The following is a 23,290-nucleotide window of genomic DNA, read 5'->3' as shown; positions in this document are numbered from 1 at the left end:
TTTCCAAACCGTTGGTTTGATAAGAAACCATATCGAAGAAAGAAAAATGGAATTGCCTCTTTTCAAGAATCCTTGTTCCTCGTCTCTGGTTGTTCAACGTGACGAGACAATTGCTCAATGCCCAGCTTCGGCGCGCACAACCACAGCGAGACATGCGCTGGCTGCATTGTCTCGTTGACCACTGCCAATACGTGCTCACCTAACTGCTCCAAATCAACTTCGTTGTGCAAGGTGGAGGCAAAGGTCGCCAGGGCCTTCTGCGCGTCATATTTGCGCCGGTAGAAGCGCCGGTCGATGACGTTCTGAATCCGGTGACGTAAGGGTTGGAAAAGAGCCGCAATCGCCATGGTAGAAAGCACAATGCTGACTGGCTGCGAGCTTTGCCTGGCGATGAGCCCGACCAGGCTCTCCAGACCGATCGTCAGGCCAATATAGAGCGCTGCCAGTATACCAGTGAGCAAACCGTAGACCAGGGTGCGATTGATGATGAGATCAATATCGAACAGTCGGTCGCGCAGAATGGCAATGCCAAGAAAGATGGGGATCAACATCAGCGCCAGATCGGCGCTACCTCCACCCACCAGGTTCCCCGCGACCTGCGAATTGAGCACGGCTGGTGGCAGGATAAAGACGAGCACGCGCGAGAGGATAAAAATGAGCATAGCCAGGACAAAGCCAAAAACCAGCCATTTGGTCTGCTGACGCTCTCGAAATGTTGAAACGCGACGATACCGGTAGACCTGCGCGATGATTGTGGTCAGAAGGAAGAGCAAAATCAAGGTCCCCAGAGGGCCACTATTGAGGTCGGGATCAGCGGTCATCACGCACCAGTACAACACGCTCAACAACGTGGGCCAGATCGTCCAGCGCGGCACAAAGCGCCCAGAGGGGAAGAGATAAAAGAACACAAGGAATGTGGTCTGACCCACGAGAAACGGCACGAAAACAATCAGATTCCAGACCAGGGAGCTTGAGGTGAAATCTGACTGAAAGCCATCCACAGCTCCGCCAAAGGTGAGCAGCGTCAGCGAGCCAAAGTACGCCATGCGATCATGGGAGCGCCGCCAGAAGAGCAGCGCGGCCATAGCCAGATAGAGGCCGATGCACAGGCCATTCATGCCGATGACCAGCGTTAGATAGAGCGCCTGCGAAAAGCCCAGGATGTGCAGTTCGCGGACGACGCCCGGCGTGAGAAAGGTTGACGCGATGGCAGCAGGCGCCGCCAGCACATTGAGCACGACAATCAGCAGGGCCAGGCTCACCCAGACCAACCGGGCAGCCAGCAGCCATTTCCCGCGCAGGTACGTTTTCGTGGCCAGATCTGCTTCACTATGGTTCTGTTGAATTTCCATCTGATTTGATCTCCCGTTTCTTCCCTGGTACATCAAAATTACAGACCAGCATCCTTTGCGCGTAGAATTGCCTGGGCGCGATCGGCTACCTGGAGTTTGCTGATGATATTGGAAACGTGGTTGCGCACACTTTTGGGACTCACAACCAAGCGCTCAGCAATCTCAGCATTTTTGCAACCCTGGGCCAGTAAGGCCAGGATCTCGCGCTCACGCTGGCTCAACTCGGGAAAAACAGGCGCGAGATGGGCGGGCTGTAACGTCGAGAAATAGCTGGCCAGTCTGGCGGCAATCGTCGGACTGAAGATGGCGTCGCCATTGCCCACCGCTCGGATCGCTCGCACCATATCCTCATGGCGGGCTCCCTTGAGCAGATAGCCGTACGCGCCCGCTCGCATCGCGGCAAAGACCAGATGATCGTCCTCAAACATCGTAACCACCAGGACACGAATCTGGGGGCTGCTCTGCGTCATCTGCCGGGTCGCGTCAACTCCCCCTATGCCCGGCATATGCACATCCATGAGCACCACATCAGGCTGGAGCTCGGCCGACAGATGGATCGCCTCCTCGCCATTCGTCGCTTCCCCCACGCATTCCATGTCTGGCTGAGCGTCCAGGAGCGCGCGAACTCCATCGCGAAAGAGCTGGTGGTCGTCTACAATGAGTACCGTTAATGCATCCATTTCTTCACTCCTTGGCACCCGCGCCTGTCTCAGCGCCGCGCACTTCCAAGGGGAGATGCGCGATAATCGCCGTTCCACAGGGCTGTATCTGTTTCAAGATAAACGAGCCTCCCAGCTCCTCCGCCCGCTCGCGCATTGAGATCAGGCCAACGCCAGTCGCGTGTGCCGCGTCCAGACCCACGCCATCGTCCTCGATCTCGATTTGCAGGCTTACATCGGCCAGGAGACGCACCCGGCAGGTGTGGGCGTGAGCATGGCGCAGCACATTCGTCACCGCTTCCTGCACGATGCGATACGCCGCAACCTCAACGGCAGCGGGTAGATGAGGCAGAGCGGGAGGCATTTCCACCGTCACCTTGAGCGCCTGCCCTTCGCCCCCAAGCCGGGCCGCGTACTCGCGGACTGCCCCTGAGAGGCCCAGTTCATCCAGCGCGGGAGGGCGGAGATTGTAGACCAGACGCCGTATATCCGCGATGATGAGCTCAATTTCGGACTCCAGCTGCCTCAGCAAACCATCGGTCACGACAGGATCGCGCTGATAGAGGGTGCGCACCAGACCCACCTTGAGCATGACCGCACTCAACATAGGCCCCAGACCATCGTGCAGATCGCGCCTCAACCGGCGCCTCTCCTCTTCTCGCGCAGATACCAACTTTTCCCGCGAACGCTGCAAGTCTCGGGTCAGATCCTGTAAATCGCTGGTCAGGCGCACCGTGCGGACCGCGACCCCGATTTGCAGAGTCAGATCATCCAGGAGGCGCACATCGGCGGGTGTGAGTGCGTCATCGTGTCGGCGAGGCGCGATCAGCAGTGTTCCCACCGGCTCGCTCTGATAGGTCAGGGGCAGGCGGAGCGTTCCCTGAACGGGCAGAGGGCCGATGGAGGCCGCCAGGGTAGCAACGGCTCCTTCTTTCACTTCAATGGCGGCATATGAAAGCTTGAGCGCCTCCTGGATCGTCGCTACAATCGCAGGCAGGACAGCATTAGCGTCCAGTGTCGCCTTGAGGCGCTGTCCCAGGCTGGCCAACACCACGTACGGCTCATCGCGCAGGCCATAGAGCAGTCGGTTCGCGCTCCGCTGAAGCCACCCGCGCAGGGGTTGAAACAGCACAGCTATCAGGCCGGTAGCGAGAAGCTCAATCAGCAGATTCCCACTGATACGAAAGAGCGTGCCCAGATAGCCAACCACCAGTACGTAGAAGCCAACAACGCACCCGGTTAGCGTGCCATAGACCAGGGTGCGATTGATGATGAGATCAATATCGAACAGTCGGTCGCGCAGAATGGCAATACCAAGAAAGATGGGGATCAACATCAGCGCCAGATCGGCGCTACCTCCACCCACCAGGTTCCCCGCGACCTGCGAATTGAGCACGGCTGGTGGCAGGATAAAGACGAGCACGCGCGAGAGGATAAAAATGAGCATAGCCAGGACAAAGCCAAAAACCAGCCATTTGGTCTGCTGACGCTCTCGAAATGTCGAAACGCGACGATACCGGTAGACCTGCGCGATGATTGTGGTTAGAAGGAAGGGCAAAATCAAGGTCCCCAGAGGGCCACTATTGAGGTCGGGATCAGCGGTCATCACGCACCAGTACAACACGCTCAACAACGTGGGCCAGATCGTCCAGCGCGGCACAAAGCGCCCAGAGGGGAAGAGATAAAAGAACACAAGGAATGTGGTCTGACCCACGAGAAACGGCACGAAAACAATCAGATTCCAGACCAGGGAGCTTGAGGTGAAATCTGACTGAAAGCCACCCACAGCTCCGCCAAAGGTGAGCAGCGTCAGCGAGCCAAAGTACGCCATGCGATCATGGGAGCGCCGCCAGAAGAGCAGCGCGGCCATAGCCAGATAGAGGCCGATGCACAGGCCATTCATGCCGATGACCAGCGTTAGATAGAGCGCCTGCGAAAAGCCCAGGATGTGCAGTTCGCGGACGACGCCCGGCGTGAGAAAGGTTGACGCGATGGCAGCAGGCACCGCCAGCACATTGAGCACAACAATCAGCAGGGCCAGGCTCACCCAGACCAACCTGGCAACCAGCAGCCATTTCCCGCGCAAATACGTTTCGGGTGGCTTATTCAGGCCAGTGCTCGTATTACTCATATCTGTCTTTCTCTGGCTTCGATTCATCGCTGAGTGTCTCCTTCCCTCTGCTCATCAAAACGTTAATACTCAGCTATTCTATCCGATAGGAGATACCTGTACAAGAAGCACAGGTATCTCCTCAGATCCACCAGGAACAGCCCCTCCCACGTCTGCTCAGGCACGCACCTCCACAGGGGAGCTGACCGGAGCTGTCTGGTTGCTGCTATCCTGCTGCGGTGTAAGCAGGTTGAGCCCAAACCCGGCCAGCGCGACCATGCCAACGACGGCAGGAAGGCTGGACAGAGCTTCGGGGAAGAACGGGATCATGCTTGCGGCACTGAGCACTAGGGTGGCCACCATCGTCCAACCGATCCAGCGGGGGAAGACGCGAGCGCGCAGCGAGGCAATAGCGAGCAGAAGAATGCCCAGCACCTGACCGACCATGCTGACCGCGAAGAATGGTATCCACGTCGCCGGGGGATTAGCCATGATTTCCGGCGCTATCTGGTGATCGGCTAGAAACGGAATAAAGGTGATTGAAGTGAAAGGGACCATAATACCCTGGAACAGGGTGACATAGAAAAGAAACAGAAAGCCGAGCAGGCCGACAACGCCCGCTCGCTTTGCCTGACGGAGATACATGCCCGGGAGTCCAACTAAGAGGAATATGGAGCCAAGGATGGTCACGACACTAAAGGTCATGGACAACGGGCTGATCAGTGTCTGGAGATCGGTGCCCGAGGCAAACGCGCTCAGAATATAGCCGACCGCCGAAAGCACAGCACCTGCAAGCAGAGCGATTCCGCTCAGACGATACGAAGTAGTAGTTGACATGAGAAATTTCCTCCTTCAAGAGATTGATCAAACAGCGGGAGATGGCTTAGGCACGCGCCTCCGCACTGGCGCTGGTCGTTGAGGGCTGCGTGGCTTCGCCCCGTTGAGGCTGGAGCAAAGCCAGGCCAAAGCCAACAAGAGCGCCGCACGCGATAACAGGCGTAAGATTTTCCAGCATGGGAGGGAAGAACGGCAGAAAGCTCAATATGCCTGCAATCAGAGTAGCAAGAAGCAGCCAAGCAATCCAGCGTGGAAAGACCCTGGCGCGCAGTGTGGCAATAGCCAGCAGAAGAACCCCAGAGTCTGTCCTATCACACTGACCATAAAGAAGGGCTCCATCGCAGGCGGAGGGGTGGTGGCCAAAGCCTGTATGGCAGAATTGGAGCTGCTGGCCATGAACGGGACAATTGTGATCGAGGTGAAAGGAATCAGAACGCCTTGCATCAGCATGACATACGAGACGCCCAGAAAGCCGAGCAGCCCCAGGACGCCTGCCTGTTTCGCCTGGCGGGCGTATACCCCTGGTAGCCCAAGCAGAACCAATACCGCGCCAATAAAACCAATGATGCTGCTCACCAGAAACAGCGAGCCGGTCAGTGTCTTAATATCTGTATCGCTGCCAAACGACTGAGTCACGTAGTAAACGACCGAAAGAATACCGCCACTGAGCAAGGCAATCCCGCTCAGGCGGTACGAAGTGTTTGATGACATGAGAAATTCCCTCCTTCAAGAGATTGATCGAAAACGTGATGGAGGTTGAGGCTTGCGTGACCTGCGCACCCCATCGCTCCTGCCTGTAACTGTAGCAGGTTAGGCGTCCCATGGTCGTCTGACAATGTCCTCAAAAATGTCCCAACTTTTTCGGGACACTTCTTGGGACGCTCCTGTTTGCTGGAGAGAATGTGCAAGTGGGGTCTGCAATATACTGACCTGCCGAGGCCGCTAGATGCAATATACTTGCCGTCAGGAGACCAGGATACGCAAACAGCGCCGCCCGTCATGGCGTCAGGATAGGTGGTGATGATTCTTCCGGTTATGGCGTTCCAGACCTGCGCTGTGTCATCGGCGCTGCCAGAGACAATGCGTTTGCCGTCAGGCGCCCATGAAAGAGAAAATACCCCGGCTGAATGCCCTCGATACACGGTAATGGGGGTTCCCAGGCTGGCATGCCAGATGCGCACGACAGGATCCTTGTCGCTAGTAGCAGCTGCAATGGAGGTCCCATCAGGCGACCATGTCACAGACTCCACCTTGTCCTGAGCCTGGTAGACCAGGAGATGGTTTCCGGTGGTAGCATCCCAGATCTGCAAAGTCTTATCCTCACTTCCTGAGGCGAGGCGTGTCCCATCAGGCGACCAGGCAACAGTGTATACCTGATCTTTATGACCATGGTATGTATATATCACATGCCCGGTTGTGGCATCCCAGACCTGAATTGTTTTGTCAGAGCTCGCGGAAGCGATATATTTATCGTCGGGGGACCAAGCTATTGCGCGAAGGGAACCAGTGTGACCACGATAAACTAGCAGTGTGTTACCGGTGCTGGCATCCCAGACCAGCACGGCATTATCCTTACCTGCTGAAGCAATACGTGTTCCATTATGTGACCAAGCGACTGCTTGCAGCGGACCACTTATTTGTTTCTCTGACTGTGAATACATGTTTGCCAGTAGTGGCATCCCAGACCTGAACAGTCCCGTCGTCACTTGCCGAGGCAATTCGCTTGCTATCAGGCGACCAGCTCACGCTCCACACCTCCTTACTTTGCCCATGATAGACATAAACAGGCTTTGGTTCTGTAGAACCGGGAGCATTGCCAGATGGTGTACATGCAACAATTGCACTGACAAAGAAACAACCCAGTAAAACGAGTAAATAGTAAGAAGCAAGCTGGTAACGCATACATCTTTCTCCGAGAAATCAGCTATTGTTGTTGTGGATTCGATAAAAAACGCCCATTGGCGGAAATTTTTATGGGCGCTTTGGTCTGAACTATATTGGGGTAGAAGATCCAAATTTCGCCACTTTGACGTATTATTTGCCTAAAAATGGTACTCAAACAAAATTTTTCCGAGAAATCGATCATTTTCTGAGTTCACCTAAAAAAGGTACGGTTATACGTCAAGAGTGGCGAAGTTATGGTCATTTTGACAAGGTCTTTGCGACCTGAAACGTTTGAGGTGCGTACTATTGGGCATCCTCAATCAATTCCTGGCGCGTTTGCTCATTCAAAAAACCCGCCAGCGGAAGCATATGGGTATAGCGGCTCATCTGGACAGCCAGCAAGACCATTCCCTGAATAACAGGAACGTGTCGCTTCATCCCCTCCTCAACAGAAAGTCCGAAAACAGCAGGCCGATACAAAAGGAAGCCTTCGACCAAATGTCTTGGCTGATAAAAACGTGTAGCGTACGCGCTGTTTCCGCCATACCAATCTGTGCTTAGTTCTTTGATATTGTCCCAGGGTGTGTAGACCTTATACCCAAGGCCATACAGGATCACCCCCTGCGAAGAGGTTACCAGACACACGCGCCGAAAACCAAGAAAGACGAGAATCCCAAGAGAGGCCAGAATAGCTGCCCCAACAAGCAGCACTGCGCGTGACGCTCTATCGATAGAAGCCATACGCAAAGAGAGCACAAGGAAGAGTATGCCCAAGCCAAGACCAAGGGCAAGCACAAACAGGTGCATAACCAGCCATATCCTGTTCTGCCGATACACTTTTTGTGGGACCAATGCTGAGGAATCAGTTCGAACCATTTTGTGTCTCCTTTATGTTCATAATTTTCCTCTGAGACCAGATTGACAAAGAGCGGGCTTTTCTCGGTGAAAAAACGCTGACAGTGTACAAGCTCAATGGTGGGGGGGGGATGAGCACACACCGTCGCTGCCTCCAGATCTTTCCGTTGCCGCCTCCAGGTCCTTCCGGGTCTGGAGGCAGTCATCTCTGTACAATACCTGCTTCGAAGAATGAAGCTTATTCGGGTTTCCAGACGTGGACTGTGTGGTCAGCGCTGGCAGAGGCGATATATTGGCTATCAGGAGACCAGGTGACCGCGTACACATAATCAGTATGGGCCGTGTAGGCGTAGACATGGCTCTTGTTTGGGTCCCAGACCTGGACCGTTTTGTCATAACTGGCAGAGGCAATGCGCTTGCCGTCAGGAGACCAGGCAATACTGCTGATGCTCCCTTTCTGCTGACTAAAAACGGTGCTTGTTTGACCTGTGAGCGCGTTCCAGATGCGAACTATCTGGTCATCGCCGCCTGAGGCGATCTGCTTGCCATCGGGAGACCAGGCGAGTGCGTAGACACGACCACTGTGTCCTTTATAGGTCTGTGCGAGACTCCCGTTCGAGGCATTCCAGATCTGAACGGTGCCATCATAACTGGCGGAGGCAAGACGCTTCCCATCGGGCGACCAGGCAATACTGGTGACATAGTTGGTGTGTCCCTGGTAGGTGCGAATGGGGTCACCTGTGAGCGCGTTCCAGATCTGGACCGTTTTATCATAGCCTGCAGAGGCGATGGAGTTTCCATCAGGAGACCAGGCAATGGAGAGGATCGCATCTTTATGGCCTTTATACGACATGACCCTCTCTCCACTGGTCGCGTTGAGCACGTCAACAGTGTCACTGCTCCCTCCACTGGCGACATACTTACTGTCAGGCGACCAGGCCACGGCGTTCACGATCGCAGAGTCCTGAAAACGTGCCTGTTTCTTCCCTGTTTCCGCGTTCCAGATTTGCACACTCTCATCATTGAGGCCACCAGAAGAGGCAATGAGCTTCCCGTTAGGAGACCAGGCAACCTGCCAGACGACTGAGGTATGCCCGCTATAGGTATACGCTTTGATGTCTGGAAGGTGGGGAACCGCAGGCGCATTGCTCTTCGATGTTGTGCTATTGCTCTGCTGAAGACGCGGGAGAACGAACACAAAGAGACTCCCTCCGATGATTGCCAGCAGGAGAAGGATCGTGATAATGAGGCCCGTTCGAGAGCGCTTGCGTACTATTCCAGGGGTATTCGTCGATGGGACAGTGTTGTATCCTGCATAGGCTTGTGGCGCGACACCAGAGCCGTTGTGGGGCTCTGGTGTCGGATGATATGGCTGACCACAGCGAGAGCAGAAGGTGGCGTTTGGAGCCAGAGCGGTTCCACAGGTGGCACATACACGCCCAGATGTTTGAATCATGACCCCTATCCTTTCAATGTCTGTCTGTCGTTTTGGTTGCTTGCGAATGATCACGTATGATGAATGGCAGCGTGCGAGAAACTCTTCACAAGAGGAAGTATGGCAGAGAAATTTGCTCAACAAGTATAGCAACTATGTGGCGTTTATAAGGCAAGAGTGTAGCAAAGACCGGTTGGCGTAAAGATGCCCAAAGAGGAAGGACACCGCACATGGCAGATGCGAAAACGAGGGTCACATCCACGAAGAAGCGTGCTGAGAAAGCAATGCCCAATCACCAATTAAAGGAGGCACGCCAGATGCGTGGTTGGTCCCAACAATATGTCGCGAACCAGATTGGCGCTGACTACTATTACCTGAGTCGTTGGGAGCGCGGCACCGCTTCGCCAAGTCCTTACTACCGGCAGAAACTCTGCGAACTTTTCGAAAAAAACGCCTATGAATTGGGATTCCTGCAAGAGAAACCTGTTGGAGAGGGGCTCGAAGGGGCCGTCGAGTCTGGAACGCTTCACCCCGCCCGAACGGAAGATATGCTGTATTCCTTCGTATTGCCTGCTACAGGTGAGCCCCTGGGTCGGGAGGACATGCTTGCTTCGCTGACAGCACAGCTCTGTTTGGAACCCGCACAGCGAATGTGTGCCCTCTATGGACTTCCTGGTGTCGGGAAAACGACGTTGGCGGCGGCCCTCTTCACGCAAAGCAGGATTCTCGATCATTTTCGCGATGGCTTTCTGTGGGCAAACGTGGGGACACAGCCCAACCCTCTTGCTGTCTTTAGTCGCTGGGGCCGTCTTCTGGGTATTTCGGATGCCGAGGCTGCAAGGTTCACAAGTATTGAAGCATGGTCACAGGCATTACATCTGGCGATTGGGAGTCGTCGTCTGCTGATTGTGCTTGACGATGTTTGGCGAAGCGAAGACGCGTTGGTCTTCAAAATCGCTGGAGCACATTGTGCATATGTCGTGACCACGCGCTTCTCAACGGTCGCACTTCAGGTCGCAGGAACGGGTGCGGTAGCCGTGCCAGAGTTGCCGGAGTCGGTGAGCCTGTCTTTGTTGGAGCGCCTGGTTCCGAGCCTGGTCGCCTGTGAACCGCAGGCTGCCCACAAGCTTATACGTTCAGTGGGTGGATTACCACTTGCTCTGACACTGGTGGGGAAATATTTGCAGGTAGAGATGCATAGTGGTCAGCCACGCCGCCTCTTTACCGCGCTGGCGCGTTTGCACACAGCCGAGGAGCGGCTGCGCTTAAGTGCTCCCCAGGCGCTCTACGAACGTTCTCCATCCGTATCGCACAATGAGCCCATTACCTTGCAGTCCATTCTCGCGGTGAGCGATCATCTTTTGCCTGCCGAGGCGCAAGAGACTCTGCGCGCGCTCGCGGTCTTTCCGGCGAAACCCGATACCTTTTCAGAGGAGGCTGCGCTTGAGGTGAGTCGCACGTCAACCAGCACGCTCGATATCTTGAGCGATATGGGGTTGATAGAGAGTGTCGGCATTGGGCGCTATACATTGCACCAGGTCATAGCGGATTACGCGCGTGTCCATCAGCGGTCACAGATTCCATACGCTCGCCTGGTTGCCTACTTTCTTCAGTTGGTGACTGCCCAGGAGACCGACTATGAACGTATGGAAGTAGAAAGCAACAACGTCCTGGCGGCTCTGGAGGCTGCGACCACGTTGGGCTTGCACGCGGACTTTATACAGCTGACACATGCGAGTATGCGCTTCTGGGTTGAACGCGGATTGTACGCGCTTGCCATGACGCACCTGGAAAAAGCCAGAGAGTTTGCCGAACGTGAACAGGAGACGTCGACGCTTCTCCGTATCCTCCTACACCTGGGAAATGTCGCCTTGAAGCAAGGGAAGTATGATCAGGCCTCTCAGCAGCTGCAACAGGGGCTGGTATTGATGCAGGGAGATGAGGATTGGGAGCTCACCTGTGACATGCAAATACTCCTGGGGCGCACGGCACTCTTTCAATGTCAGTACCAGTCTGCCGATGCGTATTTGCAGCAAGGAGTTGCACTTGCGCGTCAGCATGGTGATACGCAACGACTTGGTGCAGTATTAAAATCATTAGGGGCCGGGGCAAATGAGCAGGGCCAATATGCGTTGGCCGAAACTTACTTCAAAGAGAGCCTGGACCTGGTTCGTCAGGGGCAGGATGTTGTGTTGCTGATTGAATTGTTGACGTGTATGGGGCAGAATGCAAGCTTTCAGGGAGACTACGCGCAGGCAGAAGTCTCCTGGCAAGAGGCGCTTGTGCTTGCACGTACGATTGGATATCGGCATGCACTCTCGATCTTGTTAGGCAATTTAGGTGCGACAGCTATGGAACTGGGGCACTATGCGCAGGCGGAAGCCTATTTACGAGAAGCTCTGGCAAACTCACGCCAGATGGAAAATCGAGAGTTTGCCTGCGCTGATCTGGGGAATTTAGGGGCCGTGTTTCTGGAACAGGAAGAGTATAGCCAGGCCTATCGCTCTCTTGAGGAAGCGCTGGATCTGACGCGTCAGACAAAGAATATCTGGCTGCTCTGCGGGGTACTCAATTATTGGGGCGAGCTGCATCTTCGCTGTCCGAGCCTGGATATCAACATTGCGGAGATTGCATTTGGGGAGGTCTATGAACTCGCATCGGTCGGCTTGCAGGACTATAAGGCCGAGGCGCTCTTTGGCCTGGGACGCGTGGCCTTGCGTCAGGGAAATGTCTCTGACGCTCGTAGACTGGGTCAGGAGAGCCTTGCTATTCTTGACGTTATCGGCAATCGCACACGGACGAAAGTTGCTGAGTGGCTCAAGACACTACCAGCTCAAGAGACCGAGATCGAATAATGCCTCTGCCACTATTTGATCTCGATCTCTTGTGTGCACAAAACAGATGCGATCAGGAATTTTGAGGCGGCATCAACAGAAGAACCGAGGGGACCCGCTCAGGCTGAGCCAGGCGCAACAGTTCATAGCCTATGCCAGCTATACCAATCATGAATCCCGGCGTTTCGACCGCTAATGGGGTCCCACTCATCCAACCCTGGCGCTCTATACTCTCAAGGAGCATCGCTGTAAAGTGTTCCAAATGATGCTGATAAGAGGGTTTATGCAGCAAGGTTGCTCCCATCAGCAAAACCTCCAGGTTACCTAGATCACCATGACAAAGAGAGTGACTCAAACCGAAACCAGAACGTATAGTTGTCTCTACTGCACTTTCTATCTCTTGGTACATTTGGGTATCCTGGAAATGTCGCAGCGAATGCAAACGCGCCAGGCCAATACCTGCCGCCCCATGACACCAGGCGGTCATAAAGATATCCGCTGAACTTGCATTATCGTCTGTGCTATCGGTTGTATCGACTGTATTCCATTGACGCAAATCTGGCCAATTCTGCTTCTCCTCTGAGAACAGATGACGCTCATACTCCATAGCCTCTCTAGCCAGGTCACAAAAACGCGCTTCTCTAGTAGCGGTTGAGAGTGCGAACAGGCTATAAGCGATACCTGCCGCTCCATGCGCGAAACCGGTGAGCGGCTGCGGCATGGTCTTTGTACTCCATCCCTTTCCTCCCGGCATCATTTGTGCATGTGTTCCTAAGTGTTCACCACATTGTCGGGCCATTGAGAGCAACTGTGCAGATGGCGCAACTGCATACAGACTCAGGAGAGCGAGAATATAGCCCGCGGCTCCCCCAATGATATCAAATGTCTGATCTTGTGCGATATAGGGCGATAAAGCAGCCACTATCTCTTCTGCCTCACGGAAGAATGTCTCATCATTCCATATCTTTCCTACATGCGCATAGAGATAGACTGGCACACCCAGGCCCTCGAAGACCCCTATCCCTTTTTGTGTGAACGCCTGCATCTGCCGCTTTACCTGGAGTTGAAAGGTGGCAAGCCCGGCTCTGGCTACCGTGGTATAACGTGGCTCCTGCGTCAGGGCACCCAGGTAGGCAAGGAAGAGAACAATCCCTGCGGTTCCACTGTATAAACTCATATCAGCCGGCACAAGGCGCCATTCACGTTCTTGAATGGCGTTCACACCTAACCAGCTTGCACATCCATTATGAAAAAGCGCTTTCTCGCAAAGCCAGTCGCCAGCAGCGCGAGCGCCTGCCATGAGTCGCTCCATCGAGGCGGGGATCGCTGAAGACATCAGTTGTAAGTGTTGCCCTATCGCTGACGTTGAACCCAGTGCAGCAGTTGCAAAAGAGGACTTAATAATCCAGCATTGCTTTTCCAGATCTTGCTCATCCATTCCACACAGGCAACGTTGTACCGTTTCACTGCTTGGTTCCGCAAAAAATGCGGGGATGATTTTTCCACTACTTGTCAGTAAATCACGTGAACCAGGAGAGGTTGTAAAGTAAGGAATGTCGCCCTGACGCAGATCTTCCCTTTCAGCTTCAATGACACGCAAGAGGTCAGGAGCCTGCTCCACGCCTATCCATAAACGATCAAGAAGGCGCTCTCGGTCAAGCGCGTCTCGCAAGACATCAGGGTGAAAGCTCTCTCGGGCAAGCAAGCTATATATTCTGGTCGGACGCAGGACACAACGAATCTCATCATGGAGGAAGCGCGGCAATTGTTCATGAAGGAGCGCCTCTCGTTGCCTCTGTAACAAGCAGTACATAGAGCGAAAACCGAAGAGAACGCTTTCACAATAATCCTGTACGATAACATCGCGGTGGTGCAACTGCGGCAGATTATGTGCCGTGTTCAGGGGCAAATGCTCGTGCACAATCCGCATCTGATCAGTTTCCAGATCTTTCCAGGCCGGTAAAGGCGTTGGAGAGAACTGCCCCGCCTGCCCACCCAGCCCACTCACATCCACTCCTGCCCGCCCATTGGCAGACCAGAGACGATAAGGTAGCAAACCAATACGATAGACTGAGTACCCTATCGCCTGTAAACCTGCATAGTCTGGATGCGAGGAATCATCATCTTCAACACGTGGATGAAACAAGGCTTCCAGATCAATAAGGACGGGATGCTCTCCCGCTGCAATAAGATTCTCCGCATGAAAATCTGTCGCCTCCAGGGCATAGAGAAGTGCCAGGTAGGCCCCCTGACGCTGATAGAAGCGCTCAACTTGATCGCTCGAAAGGCAGGTTTGCGCTTCAATATACTCGACCCAGCCGTATGTTCCTCGATCAAGCACTTTATGTGTGCGAAAACCAAGCTCATAGCCTTGCTCATTCAGCCAGTTCAAAAGTTCCTGAAAGTGTTGATCGACCGCGAGCGATTTCGGCTTATAGACCAGTCGTAAGCCAGAATGAAAGGAGAGCACACGAACGCTGCGTCCACCGCGATGCGTATCTCCCACGCCTGCCTCTATCCCTGTGAGAACACCCGGATTATGACCGGGAGCAAAAGTACATTGGATCAGGCTCCAATCGGCGCAGAGGCGCTCTAAAAACTCCAGTTCGCAGGTTAGCCAGCGCTCAATTGTTATCGATAACTGACGTGCGAGGACACTATACTCTTGCAAAATGGGCCAGATACCGTCCTCCTGGCGTAGCTGTGTGATAAAATGCTGGAACCGCTCCTGCGCCGTTTCACCCACAAGCCTGCCCTCAATACGAGCCACATGCAGTTCAAGAACAAGGGTCCGGCTCACTTGCGGGAAGAGAAGCTTTGGGAGATGCGCGAACAGAAGAGGCACGATGGTCGTCGGATCAAAAGGCACTACCCGGTAACGACGGACCAGCTCACCCACGCCCTGCTCTAGCCTCTTCAGGCCAGGTTGGAGAAGGGCGTGAAGCACGCCAACGAACAACGTATCGCCCATGGATCCCTTCACATCCTCAAGGGGCAAGGCAGCCTCGCAAAATGGCTCACGTTCGTCAAAAGCCTTACGTAAAGCCTCAAGCCAGGGCGGCGAAGAGGAGAGACGTGTCTGAAGCGATTCTGGCGTCTCAGCGAGAAGAGCGAGTAAGTCTTCTTCGCTTAAGCCATCAAGCGCCAATCGATCTGCAAAGAACGTTCCTGCTTGGAAAGGAACTTGCTCCTGCCAGCGTGCTAGTTTCCACCGAGCTTTCTCAGATATAGGAACAGAGGCAAGTGAGGCTCGAGCAGGAAGGCGCTCATTCAATGTAAGCGCGTGATACCATGAAGCAGTATTCCACTCATAACGCGTGTGCTGCACCTTGGATGAAGTAGTCTCTCTCGTCATATGAGTCTCTCCAAAAACGCAGTGAGGCCAGAGCCACTGGATACGCTCCTGTATCCCTACCAGCAAAGGTTGGGGATACAGGAACCACAAGGAGCGGGTTAAGCTACAGTACAACTATTAGAGCACAAATCTGTGCAGCCTGCTGTACAGCTATCCGTCTCGTTTCGCGCTCCACCAACGACATATAAAAGTTCTTCATCAGTCAGTTCCAGATCACCTACCGGGTTTTCTGGGAAAGCCATTCCCTTTCTCTGAAGATTCTGGCGATACGCCTCGTCCTTCCAGGTGCGTACGATGTCGATGTTCATGTTTTTTACCTTACTTTTGGCGCATCAAAACATTTCCGAACAAGTGTTACTCATCAACTAACCACACATGCCGATGTTAGTGGCAGTGCGGGCAGTACAAATGAGAGTGCATGCATTGGTCGAGTTATCCATACCGCCCAGCACAAAAGTCAATTCGTCTTCCGTAAGCTCTAGCTCACCAATGGGATTGGCCGTGAGTTGGGTTGGTAACTGCTGTTGCAGCATTGCGCGATACTCTTCGTCTTTCCAGGCACGTACGATGTCGATGTTCATTGAAACTTTCCTTTCTGTATGAAAAACAGTAACAATCTATGGCAATGGTTGGTAAAAAGCCTCTGACTTTTCAGCCAATCCAATGTGCCGCTACATTAGTGAGAAACCTCAAGCAATTTCGTCTCTCCTTGCGCCTCCCTGGCCATCCCCAATTCACCTCACCAGCTGACTCTCTACCAGGCGAGCATAATACCCATCCTGAGCCAGCAATTCGGTATGCGTTCCCCTCTCCACGATAGTGCCCTGGTCCAATACTAGAATCAGATCGGCACGTTGTATCGTGCTGAGGCGATGAGCAATAATAACCTGCGTACAAGCCAGGGTATGAAGGTTGTGTTCCACTTCTCTTTCTGTCAGGACATCTAGCTGACTTGTCGCCTCGTCGAGCAGTAGAATGGAGGGGCAATGAGCCAGAGCACGTGCGAGTGCCAGACGCTGGCGTTGCCCGCCTGAGAGCATACTTCCTCCCTCTGAGACAAAGGTGTCATACCCCATAGGCATATTTGTAATATCTGCATGGATGGCGGCCAGAAGCGCGCTTCTCCTGATATTTTCAAGGTCAAGGGTAGGATCATGAAAGGCAATATTCTGGCGTATCGTACCGCTAAAAATACTTGCCTCCTGTATCACGATGCCGAATTGGCGGCGAACTTCTCTATAGTTCAAATCTTGCAAAGGAAGACCGTCGTAGGTAATCTGTCCTTGCGAAGGGATATAGAGACCAAGCAATAATCTTCCCAGTGTACTCTTCCCTGAGCCCGTGCGACCTACAATGGCGACCTTTTGACCGGGCTGGATCACGACTGTGATATGTTTGAGAACGAGGGGTGACTGCTGATCATAGCGAAAGCTCACATTATGAAGCGCGATTTCTCCGCGCAAACGTGGCGGCTTGCCCATTCGTGCAACCTCCTGTTCCGAATCAGCCTCCATGACATCAGTGATGCGCTCAAGATGAGCAAACACCGTCTGAAGTTGTTGCCCGGTACTAACCAGCGAGGAAAGAGGTGTCAGCACAGCCACTCCCAGGGCGTTAAGCGCCAGCATAGTGCCAATCTCCATGGAACCAGCCAGCACCTGAGCAATGCCAATCCCAAGCAGCATCAATGGAGCTAACATACGAATGGTAAAGAGCGAGCTCTCCACGAAAGCAGCCATGATACGACGGCGAGCGCTCAGATTGAGATGTTCAAAAAACAAGTTGGACCAGCGCTCCAGGGCGGATGTCTCCGCGCCTGCTGACTTCACAGTTGCAATTCCATACAACACCTCAGTTATATATCCCTGAGCTTTGCCTTGCGCCAACAATTCTCTTCCCGCCATCCGTTGCTGGACACGATGAGTACTCCACAGCAAACTTATTTGTACAAGTCCAAGTATCAGCACCAACCCGCCAAAGAGAGGTGCCTGCCAGAAGAGCAGGGCCAGGTAAACAAGAATAAGTAATCCATCAAGCAATGAAGACACAAACTGCGTACTCAGTGTTTCGCGAATGATACTATGACTCCCAAGGCGTACGAGTATATCGCCACTGGATCTCAGATGAAAGAAACGCAATGGTAATGATAATAGGTGTTCAACAAAAGATAACATCATTTGAGCATCAACGCGTGTTTGAAGATATACCAGTAATAATGAACGCAAGAATACTGTGAACCATTGTGCCAATACCAGTAGCAGCATACCTAAAGCTACTAATCCGATGACATTCACCATATGAAAGGGAATAAGTTGATCTACAGCAATTTTTGTCAATACAGGAACACTCAAGCCAAAGAGTTGAAGCAGCAAGGAAGTAGCAAGAATTTGTACCAGTGTTCCAGGGGCACATACAAGGTAGCGTTTGATATAGGAACGTATATCAATCTGAGCAGAAGCATGATGCGTTCTAAATTGTGTTCCAGGCTCAAAGAGCAAAACTACCCCTGTAAACCCGCGTGTGAACTCTGTCTGTGAGAGGTGACGCCGTCCAAACGCAGGGTCAATAACGGTGATTTGCGTTTTTGTCCAATGCTCAAGCACCAGAAAGTGATTGAATTCCCAATGCACAATAGCTGGCAGTTGAGCAAAGGGCATGTCCTTTAGTTCCAAAGAGACTGCGCGCACACGTAAGCCGTAGTTACGCGCAGCCTTCACGATACTTAACGCCGACAGACCATCACGTCCTATAGCGCAGCGTTCGCGGATTTGACTCACACTGACAAGCTGCCCATAATAACCGAGAATCATTGCCAGACAGGCCACACCACACTCTACGCTGTTCATTTGTAGCACCTGCGGAACGCGTCTTCTTCGCAATGGCCACATATCTCGCTCTCCTTTACTTGCTTTTTGAGTTCCACCCACCCTCATTGGAGCCAACCAAATCCGGGAAAGAGGGAAAGAAGCCGCCGCGAACCTACATAAATCTGGGCCTGAACCATACTTCCACCATAGAGGCGCGATGGTAACTCTTGTACTGGTCGTACCTGTACAACCACAACCGGGCCAACGATCAGTGAGCTTTGCGTTCCGGTCAATTGATACCTTTGCCTTACATCCACGGGGCTTTCTGCCTGGGACCCCACCTTAATGACCGTTCCCGCTATCGAGATTTGCTCTTCTGCTACCATACGGAATTGAACACTGGCTCCAACCTGCACAGGTGAGGACATAGAGCGAGGTAGAAAAAGAAGCACGTTACTCTTTTCGGGCCATACAACCTGATGTTCTACAACCCCAGAACAGTTTGTATATATTGGAACAGCAATACCCCATGCCAGCGACAGACCCACCAGGATCAAGCCTAACAGGAGCCAGAAAAGCGCAAAACTGGGAGGAGCCATCAAGCGAAGAAGCACATCCTTTTCGCGTCGCACACTATAGTTTTCAAGTGCGGCCTGGCGAAAAAAGGTGCGGCGTTCTTCAGACATAGTATTGACACCTTTCCAGAAACTTCTTTTCATAGCGACTTTATTTCTTAACAAGCATGGGTAAAGCATACAAGAAACCGGGCAGGTGGGGTATAGCAAAGATGAGGCAGGTATAAGGCAAACGTTGACTTGTGAGAGCGCTTCCTCTTCAGAGGAAGTGAACTTGCCTCACTTTCTTGGATCTTCCGCGAAGCCGGTGCTGGATGCCTTTAACGAGAGTCATGGTCGTCTCACCCGTCGCAGGGTGTTTGTGCATGCAGTCCCCACTGAGCTACAGGTGCTTGAAGACTGGCAAGGAACCGTAAGGTCCGCTGAGCAGAGACCGCAACCACTTCTGGAAGTCGACATGAGGCGAGGACACTGTGCATTCTGGCAACAAAAGCGTCGCGCCAGGAGCTTCAGTTGAACGGCTCATCCACTGCTCTGGACGCCGTTTGGGCAGAGATGGCAAGGTTTATCAGGGTGAATGGGAGAAGAAACCGTATACAGCCTGAAGAACATGAAGGGAAACGACTAGACAAATGGGGGTTTTCACGAGTTCCTCCTGACAGCAACTCCTCAAGGAACTACGGGCAGGAGGAACTCGTGAAAGAAAGCTTTATGTACATGAACGCTAAGTAGCAATCTCATCACACAGTCGGTTTTGACATAACTCAACTGCGCTTGCCACATTCTCAGATACCACACATCTGAAGGACTATCTTTTACTCGCATTTTACAATATGCGAGCATAGGGAAACATACACTAAGATCGTATTGAATGCCGAAGCGTGGGCAGAGCACACATTTGGGCTGGTGCATTTGCGAGATATGCGGCGGACGAGGCGCGCTCTTCAGGTACGGTGAGAGTGCTTGTACTTTTCTTAATGAGACAGGTGTTTCGCAGGAGACACAGGTCGCATTCCAAGAGATCCAGGCCTTCATTTTTCCTAAGAGTGAATATCGACACCACGTTTCTTGAGATGTCTACCTAGTTCGTCGGCATAAGCAAAGAGAACTGGGGCTCCGCCCGAATGTAACAAAAGAATCTGCTGCTCAGCCGACCACCGTCCTGCGGCTTGATGAGCCAGAAAACCTGCCATCATTTTACCTGAGTAGACGGGATCAAGGAGAATGCCCTCGGTTTGCCCCATCAGCAGAAGAGCATCTAAGCACTCTTCTGTAGGATCGCCATATTCACGACCGATAAACTCATCGTGAATCTCGAATTCACCACGTGAGCATCCTGGATCACAATGAAGCAAAGAACAGAGCGCTTTCCACCATGTTTCCAGCTTTTCGTAACAGGATGCCCGCTGTTGATTGACGCTGATGCCAATGAGAGGACAGGTAATACCTTGTTCTCGTAGAGAGAGAAGTAAGGCTGTAAAGATGCCACCAGTTCCAAAGGGGGTATAGATTGCATCTACCCGGAGCTCTTGTTCTTCCATCTGACGAACAACCTCAAGCCCACAACGGATATACCCAAGGCAGCTATGTGGAGTTGTTCCACTGACAGGGATGACATAGGGTTTTCTCCCCTGAGCACGTAGTGACTGGCAGACGTTCTGAACATGTGGCTCCAGATCCCAATGATTGAATGTCTCAACGAGATGGACATGGGCACCCATCAAGTAGACCGTCAGGAGATTGCCCTGCAACTGCTGATACTGATCACGGCTCAGAATCACGACGCAATCCATGCCAACCTTGCGAGCGGCCGCCGTCGTTAATCGCGCATGGTTGCTTTGTGAGCTGCCGCAGGTCACAAGAGTGTCAGTGCTTTGCGCAAGTGCACGTGCCACTTCGTATTCTAATTTACGTGGCTTGTCTCCCCCAAATGTGAGATCGGTCAAATCGTCCCGTTTGATGTAGAGGCGTGGACCAAGCTTTGCACTCAGCGATGGTAATGCTTGGAGTGGTGTGGGCAAACGCGTTAGAGGAATTCGGGGATAGCTCTCCAGGGCTTTTGCAAGAGATTGGTTCATATTTTTCTCCTGTTCTTTGGCACTATCACATTCTCGACGTTTCTCCTTGTAGTGGTTCTTCTATGGAAGAGGAAATGCCCATGAAACCAGCATTATACTGCCCTCATTGTCAGGAGCAAGTACATGCGACAATCATCCCTACAGAAAATGTGGAAGTCCCCAGGGTAAAACATTCTCTCAGCTCAATAGTGGTTGATAGCCCCGTGATGATTAACATGTTGGTCGTTCTATTCTTTCTCACCTTAAGAGAAACCAAATTTACGCCACAAGTATATCATTTTGAGTGTTCTATCCAAACAAGCAGGTTTCTCTTTTTAGTTCTAGCTTTGAGCCTCTATGCTTCCTATGGTATGAATGAGAGCGAGATTGTATAGATCCGCAACATTACCTGCCCTTGCTGAAGCAACAACAAGGAGCATTTGACTATGCATGGCTGGCCATCTAGATTGCCGAACATCTGCCTCGAGAGCTTATAGGTGACGCCTGTGCAGAGCGTGATGGTGGGATGCGTGCGCCACACCTCTCCCAGTGAATAGTGCGAGGTACGATCTCGCTTTCTTCTTTCCTTGGCTTTCACCATGGCTCTATCTGGGCGATGCCGTGCTGGTTCATTGAGCCCGCACGCTATCCAATCTCAGTAAATCGGCAGACTGTCCCTACCAGCTCACAGGTGCTGGAACTTCATCGTAATCACATAATGCTTCCTGATGTTATTGTGCTCTTTCGAGAGCACGCTGGAGATGAATAGTGCGTTTGTTTTTGTGTTTTGAGCCCGATCCTCCCAGGTTAAACGTGAAATATGTGGTGCGCATGGCAATCACTCCTTTCCTGAAAGGAGTCACGATCTCAGAGAAGAGGAATCGCTTCCTCTAGATGCGGAGAAAATGATGGACAAGAAGCGAGAGAAAGATACGATAAAGAGCCCTCCTTGGCTTTACATACGGACGCTTGGCATGATAGTACTCGTTGGTATCAATCTGCGGACGGCACTTCTGGCTGTCCCACCCATCGTACCATTACTCAGCCACGATCTTCATCTTACCTACACTCAGACAGGCCTGCTGACTTCGCTGCCGACGCTTGTCATGGGCGTCTCCTCATTGCCAATAGGATTGCTTATCGGAAGATGGGGAGGGCGTATCATGGTCGCATTTGGTCTCCTGCTGGTCGCACTTGGTGCTTGTTTGCGTGCTCTTTGGCCTGCCATCCTTCCGCTCTATTTCTTTACAGCGCTTCTTAGTTTGGGGAGTGCCTGTTCACAGACTGCGATCCCCGCGCTGATCCGCCAATGGTTCTCGACCCAGATTGGCTTGGCTACCGCGCTCTATAGCGACGGGCTGGTCATCGGAGAGACATTGGGGGCAATGCTCACAATCCCGGTGATGCTCAACTGGTTTGTCCGTGACTCATGGGCCAGCACCTTTGTGTTTTGGAGCATCCCTGTCGTGATCGCCCTCGCCCTCTGGCTGTGGCTGGTTCCGGCAAATATAGTCAACCAGAGGAGAGTGACCTTCAAACAGGCAGAACCCACTCCTCATAAGCCATCTCATCGATTTGGTTCTATCAATCCCTGGGTGCTTGGCTTGTTAGTTGGGGGAGCACAGCTCATCTACTTTGGGACAAACGCATGGATCGCTTCCTACAATCAGGCGGTCCATGCTCCAGGCCTTACATGGCTTGCACTTGGTATCTTAAATGCAGCACAGCTCCCTGCCAGTTTGCTTGCGACCCTGCTTGCACACAAGCTGGTAGGACGGAAACTCCCTTTCATTATCTGCGCATTGCTTTGCCTGATCGCACTGGTATGTTGGATATGGACACCAATCGTTCTCGAGCCTCTCTGGGCTGCGATCATTGGAGGCACAACAATCATCCTCTACACACTATCCATTGCTTTACCCGCGCTTCTGGCGAAACAGGAGGAAGTTGCACTCTGGACAGGTACCATGCTGACGGTAGGCTATCTCTTCTCGTTTCTGGGCTCATTCATCGGAGGCTGGCTCTGGGATATGGTTCATATTCCGGCGATTGCATTTCTTCCGTTGGCTCTTGCATCAGGAGTCATCCTCGTATTAGGTGTGCTTTTGCCCATACAGAGATCTCCCACCGCATAAAGTCTTTTACCGAGTTGGAGGTGATAGTCGTAAGTTGCGGGTTAAAAGAAATGACTCTGCTAAAACGAGAATGGTCATTTACTTGTTATCGAAGCAACTACAGCGTTTTCACACTATTATATTCAGCCATGTCATTTTCCTTAGAAATCTTCTTCCTCGGCCCAAAGAGGATACATAATCAGAAATACTGCTGGACTGGTTATATATCGCATAAACGATGCATTCTTAACTCCAGTGAAATTTCTACATTTCCAAACTGGACAAAAACGGGTGAATCTCATGTTATGGGTATCAGAGCCATTTGGCCTTTTCTTCTTTTTCGGTCGGCGATGACGGGTTTGCTCTGCGGCAAGTTTTTATGCGCTGGATCACCTCCTCCCCACACACGGGTGCGC

Annotated in this window: 19 protein-coding genes; 3 read left to right on the top strand and 16 right to left on the bottom strand. The window is 52.6% G+C overall.

The annotated features are described in order from the left end of the window. Positions 1-62: 62 nt before the first annotated feature. From K3T82_RS39715 to K3T82_RS39675, 10 genes are all read right to left on the bottom strand, one after another. The gene (locus K3T82_RS39715) at positions 63-1,352 is read right to left on the bottom strand and encodes a hypothetical protein (RefSeq protein ID WP_220199023.1); all 1,290 of its coding nucleotides are present in this window, start codon (positions 1,350-1,352) and stop codon (positions 63-65) included. Positions 1,353-1,390: 38 nt separating this feature from the next. Continuing rightward, entirely contained in the window at positions 1,391-2,032 is a 642-nt protein-coding gene (locus K3T82_RS39710) for a response regulator (protein WP_220199022.1), read from the bottom strand. Between the two features lie 4 nt (positions 2,033-2,036). Then, positions 2,037-4,169 carry a GAF domain-containing sensor histidine kinase gene (locus K3T82_RS39705; protein WP_220199021.1) on the bottom strand — a complete coding sequence of 711 codons (2,133 nt, stop codon included), beginning with the start codon at positions 4,167-4,169 and terminating at the stop codon, positions 2,037-2,039. Positions 4,170-4,298: 129 nt separating this feature from the next. Then, entirely contained in the window at positions 4,299-4,958 is a 660-nt protein-coding gene (locus K3T82_RS39700) for an MFS transporter (protein ID WP_220199020.1), read from the bottom strand. A gap of 46 nt (positions 4,959-5,004) precedes the next feature. Next, entirely contained in the window at positions 5,005-5,163 is a 159-nt protein-coding gene (locus K3T82_RS48525; RefSeq protein ID WP_236031839.1) for a hypothetical protein, read from the bottom strand. An 11-nt stretch (positions 5,164-5,174) separates the two neighbouring features. Continuing rightward, on the bottom strand, positions 5,175-5,669 hold the full coding sequence (locus tag K3T82_RS39695; protein ID WP_236031838.1) for a hypothetical protein: 495 nt from the start codon (positions 5,667-5,669) through the stop codon (positions 5,175-5,177). Further along, complete coding sequence (locus tag K3T82_RS39690) at positions 5,642-6,619, bottom strand: WD40 repeat domain-containing protein (RefSeq protein ID WP_236031837.1); 978 nt, start codon at positions 6,617-6,619, stop codon at positions 5,642-5,644. The genes K3T82_RS39695 and K3T82_RS39690 overlap by 28 nt, the downstream gene beginning before the upstream one ends. Then, positions 6,558-6,860 (bottom strand): WD40 repeat domain-containing protein, encoded by a 303-nt coding sequence (locus K3T82_RS39685; RefSeq protein WP_220199018.1) that lies wholly within the window; start codon positions 6,858-6,860, stop codon positions 6,558-6,560. Before K3T82_RS39685 ends, K3T82_RS39690 begins: the two co-directional genes overlap by 62 nt. A 285-nt stretch (positions 6,861-7,145) precedes the next feature. Further along, positions 7,146-7,718, bottom strand: a complete 573-nt coding sequence (locus K3T82_RS39680) for a hypothetical protein (RefSeq protein WP_220199017.1) — start codon at positions 7,716-7,718, stop codon at positions 7,146-7,148. A gap of 217 nt (positions 7,719-7,935) precedes the next feature. Then, positions 7,936-9,153, bottom strand: coding sequence for a WD40 domain-containing protein (locus tag K3T82_RS39675; protein WP_220199016.1), 1,218 nt, complete (start codon positions 9,151-9,153; stop codon positions 7,936-7,938). Positions 9,154-9,362: 209 nt separating this feature from the next. Between K3T82_RS39675 and K3T82_RS39670 the strand changes: the two genes are divergently transcribed. Further along, positions 9,363-11,987, top strand: a complete 2,625-nt coding sequence (locus tag K3T82_RS39670; protein WP_220199015.1) for a tetratricopeptide repeat protein — start codon at positions 9,363-9,365, stop codon at positions 11,985-11,987. A 52-nt stretch (positions 11,988-12,039) separates the two neighbouring features. Here the strand turns inward: K3T82_RS39670 and K3T82_RS39665 are convergent, their stop codons facing one another. The 5 genes from K3T82_RS39665 to K3T82_RS39645 form a co-directional block, all read right to left on the bottom strand. Then, on the bottom strand, positions 12,040-15,321 hold the full coding sequence (locus K3T82_RS39665) for a type 2 lanthipeptide synthetase LanM family protein (protein WP_220199014.1): 3,282 nt from the start codon (positions 15,319-15,321) through the stop codon (positions 12,040-12,042). Between the two features lie 98 nt (positions 15,322-15,419). After that, positions 15,420-15,629 carry a mersacidin/lichenicidin family type 2 lantibiotic gene (locus tag K3T82_RS39660; protein WP_220199013.1) on the bottom strand — a complete coding sequence of 70 codons (210 nt, stop codon included), beginning with the start codon at positions 15,627-15,629 and terminating at the stop codon, positions 15,420-15,422. A 57-nt stretch (positions 15,630-15,686) separates the two neighbouring features. Further along, positions 15,687-15,902, bottom strand: a complete 216-nt coding sequence (locus K3T82_RS39655) for a mersacidin/lichenicidin family type 2 lantibiotic (protein ID WP_220199012.1) — start codon at positions 15,900-15,902, stop codon at positions 15,687-15,689. A gap of 153 nt (positions 15,903-16,055) precedes the next feature. Then, positions 16,056-18,209, bottom strand: coding sequence for a peptidase domain-containing ABC transporter (locus K3T82_RS39650; RefSeq protein ID WP_220199011.1), 2,154 nt, complete (start codon positions 18,207-18,209; stop codon positions 16,056-16,058). 41 nt (positions 18,210-18,250) lie between these two features. Continuing rightward, positions 18,251-18,814, bottom strand: a complete 564-nt coding sequence (locus K3T82_RS39645; RefSeq protein WP_220199010.1) for a hypothetical protein — start codon at positions 18,812-18,814, stop codon at positions 18,251-18,253. Positions 18,815-18,977: 163 nt separating this feature from the next. Between K3T82_RS39645 and K3T82_RS39640 the strand changes: the two genes are divergently transcribed. Beyond that, positions 18,978-19,220, top strand: a complete 243-nt coding sequence (locus tag K3T82_RS39640; protein WP_220199009.1) for a hypothetical protein — start codon at positions 18,978-18,980, stop codon at positions 19,218-19,220. Between the two features lie 523 nt (positions 19,221-19,743). Here K3T82_RS39640 and K3T82_RS39635 read toward each other — a convergent pair. Continuing rightward, entirely contained in the window at positions 19,744-20,781 is a 1,038-nt protein-coding gene (locus K3T82_RS39635; RefSeq protein ID WP_220199008.1) for a 1-aminocyclopropane-1-carboxylate deaminase/D-cysteine desulfhydrase, read from the bottom strand. 953 nt (positions 20,782-21,734) lie between these two features. Between K3T82_RS39635 and K3T82_RS39630 the strand changes: the two genes are divergently transcribed. Further along, positions 21,735-22,895, top strand: coding sequence for an MFS transporter (locus K3T82_RS39630; protein ID WP_220199007.1), 1,161 nt, complete (start codon positions 21,735-21,737; stop codon positions 22,893-22,895). The last annotated feature ends 395 nt before the right edge of the window (positions 22,896-23,290 follow it).

This window comes from Ktedonospora formicarum, from assembly GCF_016587355.1.
Classification (GTDB): domain Bacteria; phylum Chloroflexota; class Ktedonobacteria; order Ktedonobacterales; family Ktedonobacteraceae; genus Ktedonobacter; species Ktedonobacter formicarum.
Note: the sequence above shows the minus strand (reverse complement) of the source record. Positions and strands in the feature narration are given on the sequence as shown.

Bases quoted from the DNA above. Each gene is read 5' to 3' on its own strand.
- K3T82_RS39670 (WP_220199015.1), top strand. From the start codon at position 9,363: ATGGCAGATGCGAAAACGAGGGTCACATCCACGAAGAAGCGTGCTGAG.
- K3T82_RS39630 (WP_220199007.1), top strand. From the start codon at position 21,735: ATGATAGTACTCGTTGGTATCAATCTGCGGACGGCACTTCTGGCTGTC.
- K3T82_RS39695 (WP_236031838.1), bottom strand. From the start codon at position 5,669: ATGTCATCAAACACTTCGTACCGCCTGAGCGGGATTGCCTTGCTCAGT.
- K3T82_RS39635 (WP_220199008.1), bottom strand. From the start codon at position 20,781: ATGAACCAATCTCTTGCAAAAGCCCTGGAGAGCTATCCCCGAATTCCT.
- K3T82_RS39715 (WP_220199023.1), bottom strand. From the start codon at position 1,352: ATGGAAATTCAACAGAACCATAGTGAAGCAGATCTGGCCACGAAAACG.
- K3T82_RS39680 (WP_220199017.1), bottom strand. From the start codon at position 7,718: ATGGTTCGAACTGATTCCTCAGCATTGGTCCCACAAAAAGTGTATCGG.
- K3T82_RS39705 (WP_220199021.1), bottom strand. From the start codon at position 4,169: ATGAATCGAAGCCAGAGAAAGACAGATATGAGTAATACGAGCACTGGC.
- K3T82_RS39645 (WP_220199010.1), bottom strand. From the start codon at position 18,814: ATGTCTGAAGAACGCCGCACCTTTTTTCGCCAGGCCGCACTTGAAAAC.
- K3T82_RS39710 (WP_220199022.1), bottom strand. From the start codon at position 2,032: ATGGATGCATTAACGGTACTCATTGTAGACGACCACCAGCTCTTTCGC.
- K3T82_RS39700 (WP_220199020.1), bottom strand. From the start codon at position 4,958: ATGTCAACTACTACTTCGTATCGTCTGAGCGGAATCGCTCTGCTTGCA.
- K3T82_RS39690 (WP_236031837.1), bottom strand. From the start codon at position 6,619: ATGTATTCACAGTCAGAGAAACAAATAAGTGGTCCGCTGCAAGCAGTC.
- K3T82_RS39655 (WP_220199012.1), bottom strand. From the start codon at position 15,902: ATGAACATCGACATCGTACGTGCCTGGAAAGACGAAGAGTATCGCGCA.
- K3T82_RS39665 (WP_220199014.1), bottom strand. From the start codon at position 15,321: ATGACGAGAGAGACTACTTCATCCAAGGTGCAGCACACGCGTTATGAG.
- K3T82_RS39660 (WP_220199013.1), bottom strand. From the start codon at position 15,629: ATGAACATCGACATCGTACGCACCTGGAAGGACGAGGCGTATCGCCAG.
- K3T82_RS39650 (WP_220199011.1), bottom strand. From the start codon at position 18,209: ATGTGGCCATTGCGAAGAAGACGCGTTCCGCAGGTGCTACAAATGAAC.
- K3T82_RS39685 (WP_220199018.1), bottom strand. From the start codon at position 6,860: ATGCGTTACCAGCTTGCTTCTTACTATTTACTCGTTTTACTGGGTTGT.
- K3T82_RS39675 (WP_220199016.1), bottom strand. From the start codon at position 9,153: ATGATTCAAACATCTGGGCGTGTATGTGCCACCTGTGGAACCGCTCTG.